The sequence below is a fragment of the Paenibacillus sp. genome, from assembly GCF_031177825.1.
GTDB lineage: Bacteria > Bacillota > Bacilli > Paenibacillales > YIM-B00363 > Paenibacillus_AE.
In genome coordinates this window covers 114949-129476 of sequence record NZ_JAPSKE010000015.1, presented here as the reverse complement: position 1 = coordinate 129476, position 14528 = coordinate 114949, and the positions used below count along the sequence as shown (strand labels likewise).

General features: G+C 62.4%; 13 protein-coding genes. 7 read left to right on the top strand and 6 right to left on the bottom strand.

All coding sequences use genetic code 11. The annotated features are described in order from the left end of the window. The first annotated feature begins 77 nt into the window (after positions 1-77). From yfkAB to RIN49_RS17785, 3 genes are read left to right on the top strand one after another with little or no spacing between them, the layout of a single operon-like run. The gene (gene yfkAB / locus RIN49_RS17795; protein ID WP_309121502.1) at positions 78-1172 is read left to right on the top strand and encodes a radical SAM/CxCxxxxC motif protein YfkAB; all 1095 of its coding nucleotides are present in this window, start codon (positions 78-80) and stop codon (positions 1170-1172) included. Between the two features lie 16 nt (positions 1173-1188). Further along, positions 1189-2214 (top strand): sporulation integral membrane protein YtvI, encoded by a 1026-nt coding sequence (gene ytvI / locus RIN49_RS17790; protein WP_309121501.1) that lies wholly within the window; start codon positions 1189-1191, stop codon positions 2212-2214. Positions 2215-2227: 13 nt separating this feature from the next. Continuing rightward, positions 2228-2935: an HAD family hydrolase gene (locus tag RIN49_RS17785; RefSeq protein WP_309121500.1), complete on the top strand. Its 708-nt coding sequence runs from the start codon at positions 2228-2230 to the stop codon at positions 2933-2935. A gap of 37 nt (positions 2936-2972) precedes the next feature. On the opposite strand, the gene RIN49_RS17780 is transcribed toward RIN49_RS17785, so the two are convergent. The 5 genes from RIN49_RS17780 to RIN49_RS17760 are packed head-to-tail and all read right to left on the bottom strand — an operon-like array spanning position 2973 to position 9194. Continuing rightward, positions 2973-4061: a YheC/YheD family endospore coat-associated protein gene (locus tag RIN49_RS17780; RefSeq protein WP_309121499.1), complete on the bottom strand. Its 1089-nt coding sequence runs from the start codon at positions 4059-4061 to the stop codon at positions 2973-2975. Next, a complete protein-coding gene (locus RIN49_RS17775; RefSeq protein ID WP_309121498.1) occupies positions 4061-5281 on the bottom strand; it encodes a YheC/YheD family endospore coat-associated protein in 1221 nt (406 codons plus the stop codon). The genes RIN49_RS17780 and RIN49_RS17775 overlap by 1 nt, the downstream gene beginning before the upstream one ends. Then, the gene (locus RIN49_RS17770; RefSeq protein ID WP_309121497.1) at positions 5282-6655 is read right to left on the bottom strand and encodes a YheC/YheD family endospore coat-associated protein; all 1374 of its coding nucleotides are present in this window, start codon (positions 6653-6655) and stop codon (positions 5282-5284) included. Further along, positions 6652-7794, bottom strand: coding sequence for a YheC/YheD family endospore coat-associated protein (locus RIN49_RS17765; protein ID WP_309121496.1), 1143 nt, complete (start codon positions 7792-7794; stop codon positions 6652-6654). Before RIN49_RS17765 ends, RIN49_RS17770 begins: the two co-directional genes overlap by 4 nt. 29 nt (positions 7795-7823) lie before the next feature. Then, positions 7824-9194, bottom strand: a complete 1371-nt coding sequence (locus RIN49_RS17760; protein WP_309121495.1) for a YheC/YheD family endospore coat-associated protein — start codon at positions 9192-9194, stop codon at positions 7824-7826. Positions 9195-9382: 188 nt separating this feature from the next. Here RIN49_RS17760 and RIN49_RS17755 point away from each other — a divergent pair, with 188 nt between their 5' ends. Beyond that, complete coding sequence (locus tag RIN49_RS17755) at positions 9383-9658, top strand: hypothetical protein (protein ID WP_309121494.1); 276 nt, start codon at positions 9383-9385, stop codon at positions 9656-9658. A gap of 320 nt (positions 9659-9978) precedes the next feature. On the opposite strand, the gene RIN49_RS17750 is transcribed toward RIN49_RS17755, so the two are convergent. Then, positions 9979-10737, bottom strand: a complete 759-nt coding sequence (locus tag RIN49_RS17750; protein ID WP_309121493.1) for an AraC family transcriptional regulator — start codon at positions 10735-10737, stop codon at positions 9979-9981. 178 nt (positions 10738-10915) lie between these two features. Between RIN49_RS17750 and RIN49_RS17745 the strand changes: the two genes are divergently transcribed. The 3 genes from RIN49_RS17745 (at position 10916) to RIN49_RS17735 (ending at position 14491) form a co-directional block, all read left to right on the top strand. Next, complete coding sequence (locus RIN49_RS17745) at positions 10916-12052, top strand: glycoside hydrolase family 172 protein (RefSeq protein ID WP_309121492.1); 1137 nt, start codon at positions 10916-10918, stop codon at positions 12050-12052. A 212-nt stretch (positions 12053-12264) separates the two neighbouring features. Continuing rightward, positions 12265-13320 carry a LacI family DNA-binding transcriptional regulator gene (locus RIN49_RS17740; RefSeq protein WP_309121491.1) on the top strand — a complete coding sequence of 352 codons (1056 nt, stop codon included), beginning with the start codon at positions 12265-12267 and terminating at the stop codon, positions 13318-13320. Positions 13321-13336: 16 nt separating this feature from the next. After that, on the top strand, positions 13337-14491 hold the full coding sequence (locus RIN49_RS17735; RefSeq protein WP_309121490.1) for a Gfo/Idh/MocA family protein: 1155 nt from the start codon (positions 13337-13339) through the stop codon (positions 14489-14491). Positions 14492-14528 lie beyond the last annotated feature (37 nt).

Genomic DNA, 14528 nt, shown 5'->3' with positions numbered 1-14528 from the left:
GCGCGGCGCACGCCCCGCGCCCGTTTGCAGGTTTCAAAACGTTCCCCTTTCAGGTACAATAGACCATGAGGTGTGTTATGAACGTAAAAATTTTTGATCCATGGGACCCGATCCGCTCGTTGGAGCGGTACGGCAAACATGTATTGACGAGCGTGGAATTTACCGTTACGAACCTTTGCAACATGCGCTGCGAGCATTGCGCGGTGGGCGACGCCCTCGTGCAGAAGGAAGGGCCGCGCCTTCCGCTGGACGTCTTGCTCGCCCGGCTCGACGAGGTCGAGCGCCTCCAGACGATCAGCGTCACCGGCGGCGAGCCGTCCTACGACGCGGGCGCATTGCGAGACTATATCGTCCCGCTGCTGCAATACGCGAAGCGCCGGGGCGTCCGGACGCAAATCAACACGAATTTAACGCTCGATTTCGGGCGTTACGAGACTCTAGCGCCTTATATCGACGTCTTCCACATTTCCTATAACTATAGGGGACCGGAAGACTTCCATCGGATCGGCTTCGCGAACGCGGACCGGCACGTCGGCGAGGGGACGGCGCGGAAGATGTACGACCGGATGATCGAGAACGCGCGCCGCCTGGCGGACGGCGGCGCCTTCGTCTCCGCCGAATCGATGATCAACTATCGGACGCACGAGAACATCGTCGACATCCATCGAGCCGTCGTCGAGATGGGCTGCCGGCGCCACGAGGTGCATCCGATGTACCCGAGCGCGTTCGCCAGAGGCTTGCCGATGCTGCCGAAGGAGAACTTGCGGAAGGCGATAGGCACGCTGCTGGACGAGAGAGACCCGGCGGTGTGGATGCTGTTCGGCACGCTGCCGTTCTTCGCGTGCGGCGACGACCCGCAGGACCGCGCCCTCGTTCGAAGGCTCGCCGGCGAGCCGAACGTGACGGTGCGAGGCGACCCGGACGGGCGCAACCGGCTGAACGTCAATACGTTCACCGGCGACGTGACGGTCACGGACTTCTCCGACGTGCCTCCGGTCGGCAATCTCGCGAACGATCGGCTGGACGACCTGTTCGATCGTTGGACGGAACACGAGCTGCAGCGCAAGGTCAGCTGCCATTGCCCGGCGGCCGGCTGCTGCGGCCCGAATTTGCTCGTGGCGGACATGTATTATCGCGACGTCGATTTCATGAAGCGGAAGGCGATACTGTAGCGATCGAGGTGGAGAAGTGTTTAGGAACGTACTCATCATTGCGTTAGGGTTGGCTTTTCTGTATGCGTTGTTTACGGTCGGATCGCCGTTCTTATTAGCGCTCTTGTTCGCGATTTTCCTCGAGCCGTTGAATACGCTGATGGTTCGGTATATCAAGATCAACCGGATGGGAGCGGCGACGCTCACGAGCACCGCGCTGATCGCGGCGTTGATCGGCCTCATCTACTTGCTGATCGCCAAGATCGTCTCCGAAATCATCTCGCTCATTCGGAACTTGGACTTCAACGAGCTGAACGCGTTCGTCCTGCAGGCGTTGGACCGTCTGGACGCGCTGACGGTCAATATGCCGCCGGACGTGGCGGCGAACGTCCGCGTATACGCGATGAACCAAATCCAATCGCTGCAGGGCGTGGCGACGCAGCTGTCCGGCTACACGTTCGACGTGCTGCGGACGCTGCCGGGATTATTGATTTATTTCTTGGTGTTTTTCGTGGCCGTCTACCTGTTCAGCTACAGCTTGCCGACGATCATGAACTCGTTCCTGTCGTTCTTCGAAGAGAAGTCGCGCGACAAGATCGCGGAAGTGCTGCTGAACTTGCGCAGCGCCGTGTTCGGCTTCATCCGGGCGCAATTCATGCTGAGCGGCCTAACGTTCCTCATCGCCTTCATCGCCTTGCTCGTCCTGGATGTACGGTACGCGCTCGCGATCTCCTTCCTGATCGTACTCGTCGACATCTTGCCGATTCTCGGGACCGGCTCCGTGTTGGTGCCGTGGGCGGCGTATTCGTATTTCATGGGGGACCCTAGGTTGGCGGTGGGCCTGTTCCTGTTGTTCATCCTGATCACGGTGTTCCGCAGAATCGTCGAGCCCAAAATTTTGGGCGAGCAGATCGGAATCGGCGCGTTGCCGACGCTCATCAGCCTCTACGTCGGCTTCGAGCTCATCGGCGCGATCGGCCTCATTCTCGGCCCGATCGTCGTGATCATCTATCAGGCGATGGTCAAGGTCGGCCTGCTGAAAATCAAAATTCGACTGGAGTAGGAGTAGATTCCCGATGCAGAGGAACGATAGCGAAGCGCAGCGGCTCGCGAAGCCGGAAGCGCTCATTTTCGATATGGACGGCACGTTGTTCAAGACCGAGACGGTCATCGTCTCCGCGTACGAACGCGCTTATGCAAGGCTGAAGGACGAAGGACGAGTGCAAGGGGAGATGCCGCCGGCATCGATCCTGCTGGGCTCCTTGGGCATGCTGCTCATGGACATCTGGGCGAGGGTGCTGCCCGAGGCGGACGTGCCGACGCGCGAACGGATGGACGCGTTGCTGCTCGAAGAGCAGATCGCGCTGCTGCAAGAGGGCGTCGGCGAGCTGTACCCTGGGGTCGACGAGACGCTGCGCAGGCTGCAGGAAGCCGGATACCGGCTGTTCGTCGCGAGCAACGGGTTGGAGTCGTACGTGAAGGGCGTCGCCGCCAGGCTCGGCATCGCGGATCGGTTCGAGTCGCTTTATTCCGCAGGCGAGTATCGGACGGCGTCCAAAGTCGACCTTGTGAAGCTGTTGTTACAACGGGAACGCGTGAAGACCGCCTGGATGGTCGGCGACCGGTCCTCGGACGTCGAAGCGGGCCGCGGCAACGACCTGCCGGTCATCGGCTGCGACTACGCCGACTTCGGCGTCTCGACGGACGAGCTGAAGGGGTCGACCGTCCGCATCCGCTCGTTCGGCGAGCTGAAGGGGCTGATCGGCCTCGACGCGGAGTCGTAAAACATGGAAAATGACGCGAGGGAGCGCGCTCCCCGCGTCATTTTTCTTGTTTATACAGCCACTTCGCGTATTCGACGGGGCGGACGATCGCGCGTCGATAGACCTCGTGTTCGCCGATGCGGCGGAACACTTCCCGGGCCGGCTTCGGATTGATCTCGAGCAGCCAGACGCGGCCCAGGCGGTCGACGGCGAGGTCGAGCGCGAGCTCGCACATGTCGCGGAAGTGGCTCTCGAGCCGCTCGACCACGCGCAGCCCGAGCGCGTACATCTCGGCCTTCACCGCTTCCGCCTTCGATCCCGAAGGGAACGTGTGCTTCAGCAGCCGATCGACGGAAATCGCCTTGCCCCCGCCGTGGAGGTTGGACGTCACGCTCCGGGCGGCGCCGATCCGTCCGGCGCAGCCGGTGACGTCCCAGCGGCCATCGCCGGTCTTCTGCATGAGCAGCCGGTAATCGTGGACCCGCCCGTTCGGCAGCGTCAGCTCGATCCCTTGCTGCATGAGGCACGACTCGGTTAAGCCGAGCCGGCCGAGCAGCCGCCCGACGCCCTCGAGCGAGAGCCGCCGGGACGGGAGGATCCGGCGCTGCTTATCGCGACCCCGAACCGAGTACGTTCCCTTGCCGGCGCTCTCGATGCGCACGACGCCGCGTCCGCCGGTGCCGTTGATCGGCTTGACGAACGCGATGCCGTACTTCCGAACGAAGTCGGCCAAGGCGCTCGTGCCCTTGTACATCACCGTGTCCGGCAGGTTCGGGCGAATGTCCTTGTCTTTGTGAAGCAGCTGATGGATCGCCGACTTGTTCGCGAGCGGGCGATTCATATAGGTCAGGTCGCCGTACTTGGCGCGGAATTCCCGGAGCTTGCGGAAGCGCGGCGTATTCTGGTACCGGCATCGGTCGAACACGACATCGGGAAAAGGGACCCAGCGCCGCCTCCAACCGCGCCCCTCTTCGTATACGTGCGCATAGATGCGCCGCTTGCCGTCGTCCACGTCCTCCGGCGTGAACAAATACGCGTCGATGTTCATCCGGTCCGCTTCTTGCAGCACGCGGCGGAAGAACGGCAGCTCTTCGATCTTATTGCCGTTAAGATACAACGCCATAATGCCGAGCGTGAAGGATGACATTATCGGTTCCTCCGTTTCGCGGGCCCTCTCCCGACGCGCCGCATGCGTCGAAGCGACTTCGCGAGGCGCGGTTGGTCGCCGGACGACGCGACGAGATATTTCCAAAACCGGACGAGTCGGCGAAGCGACTTCTCCCGGATGTGCGGTTCGTCGAATTTCATCGGCTTCGAATTCGCTTCGAAAAACCAAAGTTTCCCCGTCGTATCGACGCCGAGATCCATCGACATCTCCCCGAGCGTATGACCGGAGCCCTTCTCGATCTGCGAGGCGAGCACGAGCGCGGTTTCCCTCGCTTGGCGCAAGATCGAGCGCCCGCTCGTCGGACCGAAGACGGTGCCGAGCAGCTTCGACGGGTCGCCGATCGAGCCGCCGCGGGGCACATGCGTCGTAATGCTCGACGCGCCGGCCACGCGGGCGCCGATGCCGGACACCCGCCATTCGCCGCGGTCGTTCTTCTGCACGAGCGCGCGCAGGTCGAACGGCCGGCCGCCGGCGACGGCGAGGGAGATGCCCTGCTGCGCGATATATTCCTTCCCGTCCATGTGCCGCTTCACGGCGTCGTACATCGCGGAGACGGTGTCGAAGGTCGTCGACTCGACGCCGTCCCCGCTTTGGCAGGTCAGGCGGTAACCGCCTTCCGCCGACCGCCTCTTCCCGCTTAGCTGCTGCACCTTCATAATACCCTTGCCGGCCTTTCCCTTCACCGGCTTCAAGTAGACGTTCCGATACTTGCGGACCATGCGCGCGAAGTCGCCGAGTCCGGTCAGGCGCACGGTTTCCGGAATATGGCCCCGGGTCAGCTTCGATTCCTTCAGCCACTCGAATAAACTCCACTTGCTGAAGAACGAAGGATTGAAAAACCGAATCGTCGGGTGCGAGAGACAGCCCCGGATGACCTCTTGCACCTCGGGCAGCTGCTCGAACTTCCGGTACGGGATGCGGTTGTAGACGATATCCGGGAAGGGGCGCTCGCCGAGCACCCACTTCCGCTTAGAAGCGCTGTATACGTACCCCTTCAGCTTGCGGGCGCGAAGGTCGAGATCGTCCTGCGCCACGATGTAGGCGGTGACGCCTTCCTCCTTCGCGGTGCGCAGCAGGTCGATGAAGTTGTCGCGGTTGCCCCGAAAGATGCGGGTACCGTCCCGATAGGTCAGAATGGCGGCGACGGGCGCGGGGGAGTTCTTCGTCTGCGCGTTGAGGTGATGCGTCTGGAGGTCCATCTACGATTTCCCTCCCTTACGAAACTTGGCGAGATACAGGCAGTGCTGGAACACAAGAGACAGCGTCTCGCGCCCTTCATCCTTGAGCGCCGGGTGCTTATAGATCGAGCGCCCCGGCTTGGAGTTCGCTTCGAACATCCAGATCGCTTCGTTCTGGTCGACGCCGAGATCGAAGCCGAGCTCGCCGACGTGGTGGCGCGAGCTGCTCTGGATCGCGTCCGCGAGCTTGATCGAGACGTTCTTCATGCGTTCGAGCACTTTGCTCGCGTCGTCGCCGAAGACGCGCCCGAGCGCCTGCTGCGGCGTCATGAGCGTGCCGCCGTTCTTGATATGCGTCGTTACGCTGCCCCGGCCCGCCATCTTGGCGCCGACGCCGGCGACGACCCAATCGTTCGAATTGTCTCGAACGAGGTGGAAGCGGAAGTCGATCGGACAGCCGTCGATCTCGATCAAGCGGATGCCTTGCTGCGCGACGTATCGGCGCAAGCGGCCGTTCGAGGCGCCCAGCATCGCGGCGAGGCTGGAAAACTTCTGGAATCGAAGAAGCACGTTTTTTCCGTTTCGGCGGAATCGGGCGAAGTACCCTTTGCCGGGGGCGTACGTAATGCGGTAAATGCCCTTGCCGAGACTGCCGCCGGTCGGCTTCAAGTAGATGAATTTATGGCGTTGGAGCATCTCCTTCAACCGTTCGGGCGTCGGGTTGATCGTCGACTCCGGCACGTGCTTGTAAGCATCGGGTTCGTCTTCGAGCATGCGGTAGACGTCCCATTTGTTATAGAAGCTCCAGTTGAACACGGGGATGTTGCGGCGCAGGAATCGCTGCTTCAGCTGCTCCATGCTGTAGGAGACGTCCGCGGCGCGGCTCGCGAGCCGATTGTAGACGACGTCCGGCAGCGGCACGGTCTTGCGCGACCAGGTTCCGTTCGCATTCAAGAAATAGCCGAGCACGGTGTTCTGGTCCCAATTGACGTCCCGCGGCGTGAAAGCGAAAAAGTACGCCTTCTCGCTGCCCGCCCGGAGGAACTCCTTGATCATATACGTTCTGGTGCCGAACGGCTGATTGATCGTGCCGCCGCCGGTCGTTAAAATCCCGATGAGCGGACCGAGCCGCACCGTCGTGCCGCCGTCGCTCGTCGCCAAGTAGATGCTGCCCGTCTTGGGGGCGCGCAGCGAGTCGCGAAGGAGATAGGGCAAATACATATGTTTGCCCTTCCTCCGAAGCGGTCGAACTTCGGCCGCCACGGTTTTTCCACCCAGGCGGACGTCTACCGTGCGCCCGCCGCGCAGCCGAAGCTGCTTCGCGAGCGCCGAGGTGACGTACACCGCTCTATCCGTTTTTTTCGTGAAATGGATCTTGCTTAACGTCAAACTCATTTGTTCTGTCCTCCCAGTTGCCGGTCCAGGACGTACCGCGCATAGCGAATCGGACTTGTCACGGCCGCGATTCCGACGTGGTCGTCGTCAAGACGCGTGAATGACGTTCTTCCAGGTTTCGAGTTGACTTCAAGCACCCATACCTGCCCCGCGGCGTCGACGCCGAAGTCGATGCCGAGCTCGAGCAGCGGTCCGTGACCGCGCTCCAGTACGGGCGGGATGGCCGACGCGGCGCGTTCGATGCGGCGCAGGGCGCGTTCCGCCTTCGCGGCGCCGAAGCGCTCCCGAAGCACGTCGGCCGCCGGACGGGACGTTCCGCCTCCGTGCAAGTTCGACGTCAAACCGCCGACCGCGCCGATGCGCGCGGCGGCGCCGGTGAACGTCCACCGCCCTTCGCCGTTCTTCTGCACGAGCGCCCGGACGTCGAACGGCGCGCCTTCGCGCGTGGTCAGCTCGAGGTACGGCTGGAGGAGGAACGGTCGACCGCCGATGAGCCGGGCGTCCGCCCACCGGAGCAGCGAGTCGAGGCTCGCGAACCGGAGCGCGAGTCTCCCGTTCGAAGCGGTGCGCCCGCGCGCCTCGAATGCGCTTGCGGCCGTCCTCCGCAGCCGGAAAACGCCTTTGCCGTGCGTCCCGCCTTGCGGCTTGACGACGACGTCCCCGCGCTCCCGCAGCCAGCGGGCGAGCGAGGCGGGGCCGGCGTACGGCTCTGTCGGCGGCAGCAAGCTCTCGAGCTTCGGCTCCGTCGCGAGAAGGCGGTACACGTCGAGCTTGCCGCCGAGGCCGCAGCCGAGCAGCGAGACGCCCGGCTGCGCCGCGAGACGAGCGACGCCGGCGCGAAGGCGCATCAGCTGCTCCTTCGTGCGCGGGAACGCCCGGTCGTAGACGAGGCGCGGCAGCGGGAACGTGCCGGGCCTCCAGCGGGCGAGGACGTCGTCGAAGGCGTACCCGCGGACGAGGCGGCGGCGCCAATCGACCCACTCGAGCGCGAAGACGTACACCGAGAGACCGAGCGTTCGACCGGCCGCCGCGAGCCGCCGGTAGAATGCGCCGGACCCGAACGGGACGGGACCCGCCTTCGGGCAGACCAAGATGCCGAGGTACGCAGGTTCCGGCGCGGATGCATCGCGAACGTTCATGTCGGTGTCGCCTCCTTCGCGCGCGGCGGCTACAGCTTCGCCAAATATCTTGCGTATTGCACGAGCGTCTTCACGGAAGGCCGGATCTTGCCTTCGGTTAACTGCGTATTGTCGTTCTTCGACGGCTTCGAGTTCACCTCGAGCAGCCAGACGCGGCCGCTCTTGTCGACGGCAAGGTCGACCCCGAGCTCGCCGAAGTGCGCGTCGATCGTCTTGTCGACGGCCTTCGCGATGTCCACCGCCGCTTTGCGAAGCGAGGCCATCGCCGCGCCGCGCCGGCCGACGGGAAGGTCGGAGCTTTGAAGAGCGTCCTTCATGCTCGCGATCGTGCCGCCCTTCGCCAGGTTCGAGACGAAATGGTTCGGTCCCGCGATCCGTCCGACGATCGACGTGACGCCCCATTGGCCGGTGGCCCCCTTCTGCGTCAAGGCGCGGAAGTCGATCGGCCGGCCGCCGACCGACGCCAACTGCAGCCCTTGCTGGATTTGGAACCTCTGCCGCTTCAGACGGGGCGACACCGCCGCGTACACCTTGGCGAGCGACGGATAATTGACCCGCCGGGTGCCGTTCGCCTCGCTGTACTGGCAGGCGTAGACGCCGGTCTCGGTCCGCGTGACCCGGATAATGCCCTTGCCCAACGAGCCGCGGATCGGTTTCAAAAACAAAATGCGATGCTTTGCCGCCATCGCCTTAAGCACGTCGTAGCCGGTGAAGGCGTGCGACTCCGGAAGGTGCTTCTGTACGGACGCTTCCTGCTTCAAGGCGGCGAATACTTCGGTTTTATCCAAATATTTTTCATTGAACACTTGCGTGCCGTGGCGCGTCTTGGCTTCGTGGAACAGCTGCTGGACGCTCTCCAGATTTTCGTACTTCCGGGAGGTCAAGCGATTGTGCAGCACGTCCGGCATCGGGAACGTCCCTCGCTTCCACCCCTTGTCGTACGTCCAACCGGAAATCGTGCCGTGGCTGGTGCCGATATCCGAAGGCGTGAAGAAGTACACGAAGCAGCCTTCCTTCTTCGCCGCGGCGACCAACTCCCGGCAAAACGTCGTCGTATCCCCGAACGGACGATTCGTATCCTGCGGAGACGCGCGCGACATGATGACGCCGATGACCGGCCCGACCGAGATCGTCTGCGAAGACGTCCGGTACGACGCCCGAAGCAAGGCGCCGCGGCCGAGTCCCATGCCCGACGCGAGGCTGCCGCTGACGCGGACGAGTCCGGGGCTTTTCAGCGGCATAATCTTGACGTAGCTGCGGAATGCGCCGAACCGAAGGTTGACGGATTGCCGCGGGGCGATGCCCCACTTGCGCAGCAGCTTCGAGCTTACCCATAACTTGTGGGCGGCCTCAGGCGCTTCCGTTTGGATCGACAGCACCTTGACTTTGGTTTTTGACATACGGGCTCTCCTTCCGACTGCGAGGAGTGTGGCGACATAGACTAAGAACATCATATGAGGGCGTCTGTACGATGGTGAATCGCGGAGAAATTTGGGCTTGCCCGGGCGAAGGCGGGCTTGAGGTCTATTCGGGCGGCCTGTCTCATACACATAAGATAAGGTTGGGAAAAGGAAGGGGAGCGACCGTGGTGAACAAGACGACGAAGCACATCTTGTATATGAGCGTCGCGCTCGGCATGTTGATTTACGCCGTGCCGCGGCTGTCGATCGGGGAAGGGTGGACGCTGCCGACGATATTCAGCGTCGCGTGGCTGCTGTTCGCGCTTGCGATCGTGGCTTCGCATCTGCACGCGATTTTGCGCGTGGACGAAGAGATGGACGCGCAGCTGGACCGCGTGAAGAAGCATCGCCGCCGCCAGCTGGCGCAGCTGATCGAGCGCAGGCTCGTCCGCCGCGGCCAGTAAGGCGCGCCGGACGCGACGGGAACGCCCTTCGGGGCGTTTTTTTGCGTCTGGATAGCCAATAACTGCAAAAATACAGCAATTTCGCTCGTAGCATCCCTTCCATGAAGGAATAGCTGCGAATCTGCAGTTATTTTCCGCGGTCTGATCCCTTCCGAGGCGGAATAACTGTACTTTCGCAGGGACTCCGTAATTTCGGGCCATTGCGGCGTATTTACCTGTAGATTTACATTTGTTCGCCGCTTCGGAGGAAGCGGAGGACACGCCGCCGTTCCGGCTTACAGAGCCGAGGCTCAGGAGCGCCGGTTCGCTGGGGGAGGCGGCTACACTTGGCACGCCTTCCGGTACGCCGAAGGCGACGTCGAGACGACCTGCTTGAAGACGCGGCTCATATAGAAGGCGTTCTCGTATCCGCACCGGGGGGCGATCTCTTCGAGCGTCAAGTTCGTGTCCGCCAGCAGCTCCTTGGCGAGCTTGATGCGGCATTCCGTCAAGTATCGGACGGGGGTCGTGCGGAAGGCGGCCTGGAATTTGCGGGAAAATTGGACGGGCGTAAGTCCCGCGGCCTCCGCGGCTTGGCGGATGCCGAACGCCTTCTCGCCGGCCCGGTCGCGAATGAGCGCGGCCGCGTTCGACATCGTCGCATCCTCGGCGGGCATGTCGGACGCTCGGCCCGCGTCATGGAAGCCGAAGGCGAGCATATCCTCCAGCAGGTGGCGCTTCAACCGTTCCGCCTCCGGCGACGGGTCCTCCGCGAAGCGCCGCAGCAAGACCAGATCGGAAGCGAGTCTCGAACGGTTCGCGACGCGGACCTTGCCCTCCGAGAGGTAGGCCGGAGACGGGTCTTCCAGCTCGAGGCGAAGGAAGTGGAAGGTGACGGGAGACAGCGCATGGCGATGGAAGAGCGTCCCCGGCGGACAGGCGACGACGTCGCCCGCCTCGGCGACGCCTTCGGCGCTCCCGACGCGGAAGCGGAAGGCGCCGTCCTCGACGGCGAACAGCACCCAAGCCGCGTTCGTGTCCGCCTCCAACAGAAATTGCCGCTTGCCCCGCCAGAACACATATTGGAAAGACGCCAGCACGACGATCCCCTCCGAGCGAATAAGGTGTTAGGTGTGGATTCACCGGCGATTATATCATGGAATGCCTCCCGCGAAAGCAAAAATTGTTAAACGTTGTACAACCTCGGCTAAATGCAAGCCGAGGTCCCGGCGGTATAATCGAAGGGGAAAACAGAACCGATCGGAGGTCATGTTCAGAATGCCGGGACCATTGGCGAACATTATGCAATTGCAGGATAAGGTAAAGACGAAGCGAATCTCGAGTTACGACCGGACGGGCGGCAACGCGGATTTCATTCGCTTGGCGCCGGGCGAGACGGTCGAGCTGGCGGCGATCGAGGGAGCCGGCATCGTCAAGCATATTTGGATGACGCTGAACACGCCGGATCCGTTCATCCGCCGGAACGCGGTGCTTCGCATGTATTGGGACGGCGAAGAGGAGCCGAGCGTGCTGTCGCCGTTAGGCGACTTTTTCGGACAAGGATGGGGAGAGGAGTATAATTTCTCTTCGCTGCCGCTCGCGGCGGCGCCGCATAAGGGCAGGGCGTTGAACTGTTACTTCCCGATGCCGTTCGGCGCCGGCGCGCGCATTACGCTGGAGAACGACTCGGAGTCGGAGCTGGCGAGCTTGTACTATTACATCGATTACGAGCGGCACGAGAGCATCCCCGATTCGCTCGGCCGGTTCCATGCGTGGTGGAACCGGGAACTGACCGAGGTGCACCCGGAGGAAGGCGAGACGGAGTGGGGCGTAGTGGCGCCGCAAGGGAAGAACGCGACGGACCGGCACAACTACCTCTTCGCGGACATCGAAGGGAAGGGGCACTTCGTCGGCTTGAACTATTACGTCGACAGCCCGGGCCCGATGTGGTACGGGGAAGGGGACGACATGTGGCTGATCGACGGCGAGGACTGGCCGGGCTCGCTGCACGGCACCGGGACGGAGGATTTCTTCAACAGCTCGTGGTGCCCGAACGAGGTGTACCTGCACCCGTATTTCGGTTATGCGCGCGTCCCCGACAAGCTTGGTTGGATGGGCCGGACGCATTGTTACCGATTCCTGCTCGAGGATCCCGTCTATTTCGACAAGTCGCTGCGTGCGAGCATCGAGCACGGGCACGACAACAGCTTGACGTTGGATCTGGCGACGGTCGCGTATTGGTACCAAGCCGAGCCGCACAAGCCGTTCCCGGCGATCGCGAACCGGGAGGGCCGGGCGAATCGGAAGCCGATCGACTTCATGGACGTTCACCGATGGCGTCACGCTTGGAGGCAGTCGATGGGCGGCGGCGCGACGTTATGGGGCGACGAAACGAAGACGGAGAAGAAGGAATAGGCGAGGCCGAATCGAAAAGAAGGTCGGAGGCGCTCCCGCATGACGGGAGCGCCTCTTTGCCGATCCCCTGACTTTAATGACGTGTAAATTTGGGCCCAAAGTTTTACATTTTACGCAAAATTTAATTGACGGTGCTGAGAATCCGCTGATATTATTTGTTTGGCAACTTTGGCCCAAAATTTGGGTAATTGCGCAAAAAGGGGGTCGGTCGCTTGCCGACGTTGAAAGATATCGCCCGCCAAGCGGGGGTGTCCATCTCCACCGTATCCCGCGTCTTAAATAACGACTCTAGCAGACATATCAGTCAGGAGACAAAGGGGAGAGTAATCAAGACCGCCAAGGCGCTGGGCTACCTCGCCGGGGAAGCGCCTTCGCCAAGGGCGGTCGAGCCGTACAAGCGGTCGTCGCGCGTCGCGGCGTTCCGGCAGGTCGGCTGCATCGTGTCCGTCCCGCAAAACAAATACAACCATCCGTATTTCTCGCCGATCCTAGCGGGCGTCGAGAAGAAGCTGACGGAGTTGAATTGCGTACTCTCGTACGTCATCCCGATCGAAGAGCTTCGGGGCGAGACGGTCCTGCGGAAGCTCGTGCAGGACGCGAAGCTGGACGGCATGATCTTGATCGAGCGGATTCCCGAAGAGGCGTACGAGGCGGTCAAGAGCATCGTCCCCGTCGTCGTCGGCATCGACGTCTCCGATCCGACGATCCCGGTCGTCATGTACGATCGGGTCGGCGCGGCGGGCGCGGCCGTGCAGCACTTGATCGATCGAGGCCACCGACGGATCGCGTTCATCGGTGGGGCGGGGCTGACCGGCGACATGGAGCGGGAGAAGCGGTACCGGGGTTATCGGTTCGCCATGCAGGAGGCGGGTCTCGACATCGATCCCCGCTGGATCGCGAACACGGAGTGGGACGTTAACGTCAGCTACGAGCGGATGTCGGACATGATGCGCCTTCCGCCCGACGAGAGGCCGACGGCCGTGTTCGCCGCGAGCGACATGATGGGCATCTCCGCCATGCGGGCCGCGGCCGAGATGGGCCTTCGGATTCCCGAGGACGTCGCCTTCGTCGGGCTCGATAACATCGAGATTTCCCAGTACACGTCCCCTCCGCTCTCGACGGTTCATATCCCGAAAACCGAGATGGGGGAGATGGCGGCCAAGGTGCTGGTCGATCAGATGAACGGGGATCACCCGCTGCCGTTCAAGCTGCTTATGCCGCACCGGCTGATCGTCAGACAATCGTCCGATGCGATCCGGACGCGCTAGAGGAGGAGAGACCAACATGGAACAGCTTCGCATCGGGGTGATCGGTCTCGGCTGGAGATCGGGATTCGCCAAGTATTGGCACCGACCGGACGGCAGATCGGCGGTCGTGGCGGGCGCGGACATCGATCCGAGCCGGCTGGGGAAATTCCGCGACCGGATCAACCCGGACGCCTTCGTGACAAGCGATTATCGCGAGCTGCTCGCAAGGCCGGACATCGACGCGATCGTCGTCGCTTCTCCGGACGATCTTCACGAGGAGCATGCGACGGCCGCGCTTGCGGCGGGGAAGCACGTCTATTGCGAGAAGCCGCTCGGGATTACGGTCGAGGGCTGCGACCGCATCCTCGAGGCTTGGCGCCGCTCCGGCAAGCACTTCATGATCGGCTTCAACATGCGGTATATGAACATGTACCGGACGATGAAGGAGATCATCGCGGCCGGGGAGATCGGGGACGTGAAGGCGGTATGGGTAAGGCATTTCGTAGGCCTCGGCAGCGATTATTACTATCATAGCTGGCATGGCAGCTCGAAGCGCACGACGTCGCTGTTGCTGCAGAAAGCTTCTCACGATATCGACATCATCCACTGGCTGACCGGACGGTACGCCGTCAAGGTGAGCGCCTTCGGGGGATTGGACTACTTCGGCGGAGACAAGCCCAACGCGCTGACCTGTCCCGACTGCGCCGAGAAGCATCGCTGCCCCGAAGCCCGAACCGGCGCCTTGGTGCAATGCGCGTTCCGGGAAGAGGTGGACGTCGAGGACAACAGTATGGTGCTGATGGAGCTGGAAGGCGGCATTAAAGCGTCTTACTCTCAATGTTTGTTCACCCCGGATTATCAGCGGAACTACACCGTCATCGGCACGCACGGACGGATCGAAAACAACGAAGAAGAGCAGAAGGTCTATTTGCGGACGCGCAAGTCGAACACGTGGAAGGACTTGTCGGACCGAGTGTACGACATCAAGAAGGCCGAAGGCTCTCACAACGGGGCGGATCCGATAATTTGCGAGGATTTCGTCGACATGATCCTGGAGGGCAAGCCGCCCGCCGCCCCGCCGGTCGCGGGACGCATGAGCATCGCGGTCGGCTGCGCCGCGACCGAATCGATTCGGCAGGGGGGCGGCGTCGTCCGGGTCAAGCCTCCCGAAGCTTGGATGCTCGACGCGTAGCGGGCGGACTTCCGAATCGCCTGCGAACAAGGGGGGA